The 10,553-nt window shown below is 44.1% G+C and carries 9 protein-coding genes; 1 reads left to right on the forward strand and 8 read right to left on the reverse strand.

All coding sequences use genetic code 11. The annotated features are described in order from the left end of the window. Window positions 1-137: 137 nt before the first annotated feature. Entirely contained in the window at window positions 138-1,169 is a 1,032-nt protein-coding gene (gene gap, locus DWV53_RS04895; RefSeq protein WP_118152030.1) for a type I glyceraldehyde-3-phosphate dehydrogenase, read from the reverse strand. A 354-nt stretch (window positions 1,170-1,523) separates the two neighbouring features. Here gap and mscL point away from each other — a divergent pair, with 354 nt between their 5' ends. Beyond that, window positions 1,524-1,952, forward strand: coding sequence for a large-conductance mechanosensitive channel protein MscL (mscL, locus tag DWV53_RS04905; protein ID WP_118152034.1), 429 nt, complete (start codon window positions 1,524-1,526; stop codon window positions 1,950-1,952). Between the two features lie 46 nt (window positions 1,953-1,998). On the opposite strand, the gene guaA is transcribed toward mscL, so the two are convergent. The 7 genes from guaA to DWV53_RS04940 form a co-directional block, all read right to left on the reverse strand. Continuing rightward, entirely contained in the window at window positions 1,999-3,609 is a 1,611-nt protein-coding gene (gene guaA, locus DWV53_RS04910) for a glutamine-hydrolyzing GMP synthase (protein WP_118152036.1), read from the reverse strand. A 74-nt stretch (window positions 3,610-3,683) separates the two neighbouring features. Then, on the reverse strand, window positions 3,684-4,433 hold the full coding sequence (locus DWV53_RS04915) for a nucleotidyltransferase family protein (RefSeq protein ID WP_118152038.1): 750 nt from the start codon (window positions 4,431-4,433) through the stop codon (window positions 3,684-3,686). 76 nt (window positions 4,434-4,509) lie between these two features. Next, window positions 4,510-6,054 (reverse strand): RapZ C-terminal domain-containing protein, encoded by a 1,545-nt coding sequence (locus tag DWV53_RS04920; protein ID WP_117692142.1) that lies wholly within the window; start codon window positions 6,052-6,054, stop codon window positions 4,510-4,512. After that, entirely contained in the window at window positions 6,038-6,253 is a 216-nt protein-coding gene (locus DWV53_RS04925; protein ID WP_006846290.1) for a hypothetical protein, read from the reverse strand. Before DWV53_RS04925 ends, DWV53_RS04920 begins: the two co-directional genes overlap by 17 nt. Before the next feature lie 365 nt (window positions 6,254-6,618). Continuing rightward, entirely contained in the window at window positions 6,619-8,247 is a 1,629-nt protein-coding gene (groL, locus tag DWV53_RS04930; RefSeq protein WP_117692011.1) for a chaperonin GroEL, read from the reverse strand. A gap of 100 nt (window positions 8,248-8,347) precedes the next feature. After that, the gene (locus DWV53_RS04935) at window positions 8,348-8,620 is read right to left on the reverse strand and encodes a co-chaperone GroES (RefSeq protein WP_006846288.1); all 273 of its coding nucleotides are present in this window, start codon (window positions 8,618-8,620) and stop codon (window positions 8,348-8,350) included. Between the two features lie 150 nt (window positions 8,621-8,770). After that, window positions 8,771-10,114 (reverse strand): sugar phosphate nucleotidyltransferase, encoded by a 1,344-nt coding sequence (locus tag DWV53_RS04940; protein ID WP_118152040.1) that lies wholly within the window; start codon window positions 10,112-10,114, stop codon window positions 8,771-8,773. Window positions 10,115-10,553: the final 439 nt, after the last annotated feature.

The following is a 10,553-nucleotide window of genomic DNA, read 5'->3' on the forward strand; positions in this document are numbered from 1 at the left end:
TCATGCCGCAAAGTTAAATGAAATTATTGAGAAAACAAAATAAAATGAAAAGAAATTCTCACTTATAAAAACAAAAAGCCGTCCAGCATTGAAAAAATGCTGGACGGCCATATACTTAATCGTTAAGAGGCAAAGAATTAACCGTTGTGCTTCTTCATGATCTTGATCAACTCAACAACCTTGTGTGAGTAACCAATCTCGTTGTCATACCAAGAAACAACCTTAACGAAGTTGTCTGTCAAATAAACACCTGCGTTAGCGTCGAAGATAGATGTCAAAGCGCAACCCAAGAAGTCAGAAGAAACAACAGCATCCTCTGTGTAACCGAGTACACCCTTCAACTCACCCTCAGAAGCAGCCTTCATAGCAGCGCAGATAGCCTCCTTAGAAGCAGCCTTCTTCAAGTTAACTGTCAAGTCAACAACAGATACGTCCAAAGTAGGAACACGCATAGAGATACCTGTCAACTTACCGTTCAACTCAGGGATAACCTTACCTACAGCCTTAGCAGCACCTGTAGAAGAAGGGATGATGTTGCCAGCAGCTGCACGGCCACCACGCCAGTCCTTCATAGATGGACCATCAACAGTCTTCTGTGTAGCAGTTGTAGAGTGAACAGTTGTCATCAAACCTGTCTCGATACCGAAGTTATCGTTCAATACCTTAGCGATAGGAGCCAAGCAGTTTGTTGTACAAGAAGCGTTAGAAACGATCTTCTGACCATTGTACTTGTCAGTGTTAACACCGCAAACGAACATATCAGCCTGGTTACCGTTAGCGTCAGCCTTAGAAGGAGCAGAAAGTACTACGTACTTAGCACCAGCCTTCAAGTGCTTCTCAGCCTTGTCGTAAGCGAGGAAGAGACCTGTAGACTCAACTACGTACTCAGCACCAACCTCATCCCACTTCAAGTTCTCAGGATCACGCTCAGCAGTAACACGGATGTGGTTACCGTTAACGATCAACTCGCTCTTCTCAACGTCAGCCTCGATAGTACCGTCGAACTGACCGTGCATTGTATCATACTTCAACATGTAAGCCATGTAATCAACTGGGCACAAGTCATTGATAGCTACTACCTGTACTTCCTTTGCGTTCTCAGCCTCAACTGTAGAACGGAATACGAAACGACCGATACGGCCAAATCCGTTAATACCAATCTTAATCATTGTTCTTAATATTTAAATTAAAAGTTTAATAAAAATTACTTTTTCAACTGCTTTCGAGCGTTCATCCGATGCTGAAACATTCAAAATTTTACGCCTTAGAGCATTTTTTCTTCTTTTCGAGCGCAAAGTTACTAATTTTTTTCTAACTTTGCAACCAGAATGAGTATTAAATAAGTTAAAAAAGAATAGTAGAGTTTTAATATTGGCATTATTTTCACTCATTACATGCCATACTGACAACTCCATATTGCAAAAAGCAAAGGAAAAACTCAGCATTCTATACCTTATTATATATATAAGAAAAGAGAAAAAGAAGAACAATCAAACTATAGTTATAATTAAAAAGATAAAAGTATGAGTAAATTTTTGAACGAATTCAAGGAATTCGCCATGCGTGGCAATGTGCTCGACATGGCTGTCGGTGTTATCATCGGTGGTGCCTTTGGCAAAATCGTGAGCTCCGTTGTAGATGATGTCATCATGCCTCCTATAGGATGGCTGATTGGCGGCGTGAATTTTGCCGACCTCAAACTCACCCTACCTACCGTCAATGTAGCGGGTGAGGAACTGAAGGCGGCTACCATCAACTACGGTAACTTCCTCCAGACCTGTTTCGACTTCCTCATCGTTGCCTTCTGTATCTTCATGCTCATCAAGGTGGTGAACAAGATTTCCAAGAAGAAGGAAGAGGAAAAACCGGCAGAAGCACCTAAGGCTCCGGAGCCAAGCAATGAAGAAAAACTTCTCATGGAAATACGTGATCTCCTGAAGAACCAGAAATAAGAATAAAAAAAAGTCGCCCTCTTTGAAGGCGACTTTTTTATTCAGTTTATTCCCACTCAATTGTCGAAGGTGGTTTTGAAGAGATGTCATAACATACACGGTTTACACCCTTCACCTTATTAATAATCTCATTACTTACCTTAGCCATGAAATCATAAGGAAGATGTGCCCAGTCAGCAGTCATCGCATCAGTACTGGTTACAGCACGCAAGGCAACCGGGTGCTCGTATGTACGCTCATCACCCATCACACCTACTGAACGGACAGTAGAAAGCAATACGGTACCAGCCTGCCAGATCTGATCGTAGAGAGAAACCTCGATCTCGCCATTCTGCATGTCAGCAGGAACACCGGCAGCCAGGACGCGACGAGCTTCCTCACCACTCAACTTCACCTTATACTCACGCAAGCCACGGATATAGATATCGTCAGCATCCTGAAGGATACGTACCTTCTCAGGAGTGATATCGCCCAAGATACGGACAGCCAAACCAGGACCTGGGAATGGGTGACGAGTAATCAGGTGCTCTGGCATACCCATAGAGCGACCTACACGGCGAACCTCATCCTTGAACAGCCACTTCAAAGGCTCACACAACTGAAGGTTCATCTCCTTAGGAAGACCACCTACGTTGTGATGACTCTTGATCACCTTACCGGTGATATTCAAGCTCTCGATACGGTCAGGATAGATGGTACCCTGAGCCAACCACTTGGCACCAGTCTGCTTTTTAGCCTCAGCATTGAAAACCTCCACGAAGTCGCGGCCGATAATCTTACGTTTCTTCTCAGGGTCAGTAACACCAGCCAGGTCAGCAAAGAACTTCTCTGATGCATCCACGCCGATTACATTCAAGCCCAAGCACTTGTAATCTTCCATCACGTCACGGAACTCATTCTTGCGCAACATACCATGATCTACGAAGATACAGGTAAGGTTCTTGCCGATAGCCTTGTTCAGGAGAACGGCAGCCACACTGGAGTCAACACCGCCAGAAAGACCGAGGATAACCTTATCGTCGCCCAACTGTGCCTTCAACTCAGCAACTGTTGTCTCAACAAAAGAGTCAGCACTCCAGTCCTGCTTACTTCCGCAGATATCAACCACGAAGTTCTTCAGCAACTGTGTACCCTGCAAAGAGTGGAACACCTCTGGGTGGAACTGTACTGCCCATACAGGCTGTTTGGTAGAAGCATAAGCAGCATACTTCACATTAGCAGTAGAAGCGATGCACTTGTAATCATCAGGGATATCAGTGATGGTATCACCATGGCTCATCCAAACCTGAGAGTTCTCGATGAATCCCTTGAACAAAGGATTCTCCTTATCGAAATGCTCCAAGTTGGCACGACCATACTCACGGCTGTCAGCAGCCTCCACCTTACCGCCCTGGGCGTAAGAGAGGAACTGAGCACCGTAGCAGATGCCGAGTACAGGAATGCGGCCGATAAACTGGCTCAGATCTACCTTGAAAGCTTCCGGATCATGAACGGAATAAGGGCTACCGCTCAAGATGACACCAATGACTGATGGGTCATCCTTTGGAAACTTGTTGTAAGGCATGATTTCGCAGAAGGTATCGAGTTCACGGACACGACGGCCGATGAGCTGTGTGGTCTGTGAACCGAAATCCAAAATAATAATCTTCTGTTGCATAATATCTAATTTTAATTTACAGTTTACAATTTATAGTTTATAGTAATCTTGCTATACGGCATAGCCGCTATTAACTATAAACTATTACCTAACGATTTCAGGAATGCTTCCGCCTCTTTCAGCGTCTCCTGCTTTCCCACATCCATCAGCTTGAGGTCGTTCTTTACATATCCCTCTATGCGCACCTTGTCGCAATGCTTCAGATAGAAGTCCATGATAGGGAACTTGTCCGGTTCCTCCTCCATCAATGGAAAGAGCGATGGGGCAACCATGTGAATGCCCGAGAAAGCATACATCTTATAATCTTTGGGATTGAGATCAGGATAAGGACTCTTCACCTCGCCCGTTTCTATATTCGTCCATCCCACCAGTCGCATACTGTCATCAAAGAGCAGATAGCGCTTGGTCTTGCGTTCGCTCACCATCAGGCGGGCAGCAATCATATCCCTACTCTCCATCTGGTAGAATTTCTTCAGATCTACATTACTCAGAATATCCACGTTGTGGATAAGAATAGGCTCTGACTGGTTGAAGAGCGGCCATGCCTTCCGGATACCTCCACCCGTTTCGAGCAGCTTTTCACTCTCATCACTGATACGGATGTCCATACCGAAGTTGTCATGTGCTCTGAGATAATCGATAATTTGTTGGGAGAAATGATGCACGTTCACTACAATGCGAGTGAAACCGGCATCCTTCAACTGAAAGATGACACGTTTGAGCAAAGGTTCTCCCCCGACACTTACCAGAGCCTTCGGAATGCGGTCGGTAAGTGGCTTAAGGCGAGTGCCCAAACCTGCTGCGAATATCATTGCTTGCATCATTGCTAAATAGCTATTTTAAAATGTGCGTGCAAATTTACTAACTTTTTGCGAGATAGCCAAATTTGCACGCTATTTTCTATTGTTTTGCAGGTAAAACCTGTTCAATATGCTGTTCACGATGACAAATATGCACTTCTACACCAAACTTCCGGTGAATATGTTCGGCAAGATGCTGCGCAGAATATACACTGCGATGCTGACCGCCTGTACATCCGAAACAGAACATCAGAGAGGTGAAACCACGCTGCATGTAGCGGTTTACATGATGGTCGGCAAGTGCATAGACATGATCCAGGAACTTCAATATCTCACCATCATCCTCCAGGAATCGGATAACAGGCTCATCCAGACCCGTCAACTTCTTATAAGGCTCGTATCTTCCAGGGTTATGGGTACTTCTGCAGTCGAAGACGTAACCTCCACCATTGCCCGACGGATCCTCTGGAATGCCCTTACGGAAAGAAAAACTATACACTCTTACCACCAGCGGTCCCTTACCATCATATTTAGAATAGGTGGCAGGTCCGTCCTGCGGATGCGCACGATAGATATTATTGTCGGTAGTCTTATAGCCGTCTGCACGACTCAGCGCCACACTCTCTATCACCTTGAACTGTGGCAATTCGGTCAGTCTTCTCAACATATCCATCATATAAGGATAAGGGAATACCTTGTCACCCATCTTCAGAAGATCTCGCAGATTCTGGATAGCTGGCGGAATACTGTCGATGAAATGCTTCTTGCGTTCGAAATAGCCGCGGAATCCGTAGGCGCCCAAAACCTGTAAGGTACGGAAGAGCACAAAAAGACTCAACCGGTTTACAAAATGGCGCACCGATGGTACCTCGGTATAATGCTTCAATGACTGGTAGTATTCCCAAACCAGTTCTCTGCGCAGTTTGAACGGATACTTAGCAGATGCCTGCCAGAGGAATGAGGCGAGATCATAATAGAACGGTCCTTTTCTACCACCCTGAAAATCAATAAAGTATGGATTTCCCTTATCATCCAGCATGATGTTGCGCGCCTGAAAATCGCGATAAAGGAAACAATCCATCGGTTCTGATGTCAGATCCTTGGCAAAAAGCCGGAAGTTGGCTTCGAGCTTCAGTTCGTGAAAATCCAAATCGGTAGGCTTCAGGAAACAATACTTGAAGTAGTTGAGGTCGAAGAGTACACTGTCTACATCGAATTCTGGCTGCGGATAGCAGTTCTGCCAATCCAATCCTCTTGCACCGCGAATCTGGATATTCGGAAGTTCACGAATGGTTTTCTTAAGGAGTTCCTTCTCTTTCTGATTGTAACGTCCGCCCGCATCTCGTCCGCCCTTGATGGCATCGAAAAGCGAAGTACCGCCAAGGTCTGTCTGAAGATAGCAGAGTTCATCATCGCTCACCGCCAGAATCTGGGGAACAGGCAACTGTCTGAGCTGGAAATGCTGAGCCAGATATACAAAGGCATGATCCTCATCACGACTGGTTCCTATCACACCAATTACCGTATCACCATCATGCCCAATGATACGGAAATACTGCCGGTTACTCCCCTGCCCTGCCAATTTTATGACATCAGCCGGTTCTTCACCCGCCCATTTCTTATATAGATCAATCAGCTTTTCCATCATTATTCAGTTTACGTCGTTTCCGATCATCATCAATCTTCTGTGCGAAGTTATCTCCGATAAAGAGAAGCAATAAGATACCCAGCGTAGTAAGGAACGAGTTTGTAGTAGTCATTCCCAACTCTGCCTTTGTAATATAAATGAGTCCTCCGATAACAATCAGAAAGACCACTGCTTTTTTCCAATCAATATTGTTCATGCTATGAATTTTCTATTATGCTGCAAAATTACACAATTAAATTGAGAAAACAAAATAAAAACAAAAAAAAATCGGATGTCTCACGACAACCGATTTCCAAAAACAAACTACTTAAAAACTAATCTACTAAAACAAATCAAAAAAATATCTTTGCCATCCCTTCGGATGATACTTTCTTTTATTTACGATGCAAAGTTACAAAAAAAGATTATTCGAACCAAATAATTTTGCTATTTTTTGCATCTTTATGACTAAAAAAATAAAAAAATAGGGATAATTCGCTGAGAATCACCCCTATTTGATATTTTCGCTTTGCAAACTCGCAGTCTTACGATGTGCTTTGTTTGCTCAAATTATTCATCTAATTACATCATGCCACCCATACCAGGTGCTGCAGCTGGTGCAACTGGTGCAGGCTCTGGTTTGTCAACCAACACACACTCTGTTGTCAGGAACAAGCCTGCGATAGAAGCAGCATTCTCCAAAGCTACACGCTCTACCTTGGCAGGATCTACGATACCAGCCTGACGCATATCTTCGTAAACGTCCTTGCGGGCATTGTAACCGAAGTCACCCTCGCCCTCGCGTACCTTATTTACTACTACAGAACCCTCGCCACCGGCATTGGCAACAATCTGACGGAGAGGCTCCTCAATAGCACGCTCTACGATACGGATACCGGTTGTCTCGTCAGCGTTATCACCCTTCATATCCTTCAATGCCTCGAGAGCACGGATATAAGTAGTTCCACCACCAGCAACGATACCTTCCTCGATAGCGGCACGGGTAGCGCAGAGTGCATCGTCAACACGATCCTTCTTCTCCTTCATCTCAACCTCAGAGTTGGCACCTACATAGAGGACAGCTACACCACCGGCGAGCTTAGCCAGACGCTCCTGAAGTTTCTCCTTATCATATGAAGACTTGGTATTCTCAATTTCGTTCTTGATCTGAGCTACGCGATCCTGGATATTAGCCTTCTCGCCATGACCATTAACGATAGTTGTATTGTCCTTGTTGACGGTAACCTTGTCTGCTGAACCCAGCATATCCAAAGTTGCCTGCTCCAACTTCAAGCCCTTCTCCTCAGAGATAACAACACCGCCAGTCAACACTGCGATATCCTCCAGCATAGCCTTGCGACGGTCGCCGAAGCCAGGAGCCTTCACAGCACAAATCTTCAAACCGCCACGCAAACGGTTAACAACCAAAGTAGTCAAAGCCTCAGAATCAACATCCTCAGCGATAACCAACAAAGGACGACCACTCTCAGCAGCAGGCTGGAGAATTGGCAAGAACTCCTTCAAGTTAGAAATCTTCTTATCATAAAGAAGGATGTATGGGTTATCCATTACACACTCCATCTTGTCTGCATCAGTCATGAAGTAACCGCTCAAGTAACCACGGTCAAACTGCATACCCTCAACAACACCAATGTTGGTATCACGGCTCTTGCTCTCCTCGATAGTGATGACACCATCCTTAGAAACCTTGCGCATAGCGTCAGCCAAGAGCTTACCAATCTCAGCATCATTGTTGGCAGAAACAGTAGCCACCTGCTCAATCTTATCGTAGTTGTCGTCTACCTGTTCAGCATGTTCCTTGATGAAGGCAACAACAGCAGCCACAGCCTTGTCAATACCACGCTTCAAGTCCATTGGGTTTGCACCTGCAGTAACGTTCTTCAAGCCCTCTGTTACGATAGCCTGAGTCAGGATAGTAGCAGTTGTTGTACCATCACCGGCATCATCACCAGTCTTGCTGGCAACGCTCTTAACAAGCTGAGCACCAGTATTTTCGAATTTATTTTCTAACTCTACTTCCTTAGCCACGGTAACACCATCTTTAGTAATCTGAGGAGCACCAAACTTCTTTTCGATTACCACGTTGCGGCCCTTAGGACCGAGAGTTACCTTTACTGCATTTGCCAACTGATCAACACCCTTCTTCAAGAGGTCGCGGGCATCCATATTATATTTAATATCTTTAGCCATTTTCTTTTATCTTTTTAATGTTGAATGTTAAATGTTGAATGTTGAGTTAAAACAAAGCAATTGAATCCTTCACTCTTCGTTCTTCACTCTTCACTTATTCTTACTCTTCTACTACAGCGAGTACATCGCTCTGACGCATCATGATATATTTAGTACCATCGAATTCGAGTTCTGTGCCAGCGTACTTACCATAGAGTACGGTATCACCTTCTTTGAGAATCATCTCTTCGTCTTTCGTACCCTTACCTGTAGCAACGACCTTACCACGCTGTGGTTTCTCTTTTGCTGTATCAGGGATAATAATTCCACCTACTTTTTCTTCAGCTGGTGCAGGAAGTACCAGCACTCTGTCTGCTAATGGTTTAATGTTCATGATTCTATAATATTTTAATTGTTATACATTTATTTTGTCGACAGGTATTGCTACCCGTCACCCCGCCAGTATACGAAAAACGTGCCAAAGCATCCATACTGACACTTTGACACGTTTAAATACTGACATTATATCACAAAAACTTGTGTTTTATTTCATTTTCCATTGATAATCGAATCTTTCAATATCCTCCTCAACCAGTGGATTACCATTCTGAACTTCGATGAAAGTCAGCTGTGTAATCGCCTTGATGGCATGATAATGCTCCAGAGGAATCACCACGGTATCACCAGCCTTCACATATTTCTCCTCACCATCAAGTACAAAGATGCCCTCACCTTCTACGAATGTCCACACCTCTGAACGATGGTGATGAAGCTGATAACTGATATTCTTACCTGGCTTCAAGGTAATACTCTTGGTGAGTGAATGATTGCCGTCAGCATACTCAGAATCGTCTATCACCCGATAAGTACCCCACCTTCTTTCCTCATACATCGGACGCGGAGTAAGATGTTCTACCGCCTTCTTGATGTCCTCGGAATATTTCTTTGCACAGACGAAGATGCCATCAGGACTCGCTGCGACAACTGCATCCTTCAAGCCATCCACATACAGAGGCAACTGGAGTTCGTTGATGACATGCGTATTCTCGCAATGACTTCCCATCACCGCATTACCGATGCTGGCATGATGCAGCTCATCAGTGAGTGTATTCCAGGTACCCAGGTCCTTCCATTCACCATTAAACGGTACTACCGCTACCGATTCAGCCTTCTCCGCCACCTCGTAGTCGAAAGAGATTTTTGGAAATTCGCTATATCTTGCACGAGTATCTTCAAAGTTCTCACTCTGCATATACTTACGTACAATCTGCATCATATAGCCCAAACGGAAAGCGAAGACACCACCATTCCAGTAAGCACCCTCCTCCAGGAGTTTCTCTGCTGTAGGCACATCCGGTTTCTCGGTAAATCTCTTCACTATCTGATACTTCTCTCCTTCAGCAAAAGGAACCACATAACCATATTTTGCACTTGGATAAGTAGGTTTGATACCCATCAGCACGAGGTCGGCGACGTTTTTCTCCACACACTCCACCATACGGGCTATGGTATGGAAATATTCCAACTCGGTATAAGGATCACAAGGCATAATAACCACAACCTCGTCATCCTCACATTTCTTCTTCAGTTTCAGATAACTTGCAGCTAAAGCGATAGCAGGGAAAGTATCACGCCTCTCCGGTTCGGTAACCACAGAAACCCGCTCTCCCAGCTGGTTCTGGATGATATCCAGCTGACTGGCATTTGTAGCAAGCGTAATATCGTTGGTCAGATTTGCTTCCTGAGCCTGACGTACCACGCGCTGAACCATACTTTCCATCTCCCCATTCTCCTTTTCGAGCAATGGCAAGAACTGTTTGCTTCTAGCATTATTGCTAAGTGGCCAGAGCCTTTTACCCGAGCCACCCGATAATAAAATTAATTGCATATTATTACTATCTAAATCGTTTATTGTTCATACTTAAGATTTCACAAATTAACAGTGAGAGACTGCACCACATCAGGAGTTTACTCCCAGTACCAACAGGTCTCAAAGAAGAATCATCCGTGATAATCCGGCTGCAAAAGTACGTTTTTCTTTTGAAACCACCAAGCAATTTCTAAAAAAACTACCTATTCATATAAAAATACCTAGATATGCGCAAGAAAGTAAAAAGGAAGAAAAAACATCATTTAAACAGTTTAAAAACAAGAAAAGCTGGTTCAAGTTGGTTCAAGTTGGTCTATTTCGATATTTTTTTGCTGATTTATTTCCGATTTTCAACTATTATTATTACCTTTGCGACCAAATATCAGTTTAAGCAAACCTCAAATAACTTAAAAAGATATATAACAATAGTTCGTTAATAATTCAATAATGTGCTAAG

Source organism: Segatella copri, assembly GCF_003465495.1.
GTDB lineage: Bacteria > Bacteroidota > Bacteroidia > Bacteroidales > Bacteroidaceae > Prevotella > Prevotella copri_G.

Bases quoted from the DNA above. Each gene is read 5' to 3' on its own strand.
- gap (WP_118152030.1), bottom strand. From the start codon at position 1,169: ATGATTAAGATTGGTATTAACGGATTTGGCCGTATCGGTCGTTTCGTA.
- mscL (WP_118152034.1), top strand. From the start codon at position 1,524: ATGAGTAAATTTTTGAACGAATTCAAGGAATTCGCCATGCGTGGCAAT.
- guaA (WP_118152036.1), bottom strand. From the start codon at position 3,609: ATGCAACAGAAGATTATTATTTTGGATTTCGGTTCACAGACCACACAG.
- DWV53_RS04915 (WP_118152038.1), bottom strand. From the start codon at position 4,433: ATGATGCAAGCAATGATATTCGCAGCAGGTTTGGGCACTCGCCTTAAG.
- DWV53_RS04920 (WP_117692142.1), bottom strand. From the start codon at position 6,054: ATGGAAAAGCTGATTGATCTATATAAGAAATGGGCGGGTGAAGAACCG.
- DWV53_RS04925 (WP_006846290.1), bottom strand. From the start codon at position 6,253: ATGAACAATATTGATTGGAAAAAAGCAGTGGTCTTTCTGATTGTTATC.
- groL (WP_117692011.1), bottom strand. From the start codon at position 8,247: ATGGCTAAAGATATTAAATATAATATGGATGCCCGCGACCTCTTGAAG.
- DWV53_RS04935 (WP_006846288.1), bottom strand. From the start codon at position 8,620: ATGAACATTAAACCATTAGCAGACAGAGTGCTGGTACTTCCTGCACCA.
- DWV53_RS04940 (WP_118152040.1), bottom strand. From the start codon at position 10,114: ATGCAATTAATTTTATTATCGGGTGGCTCGGGTAAAAGGCTCTGGCCA.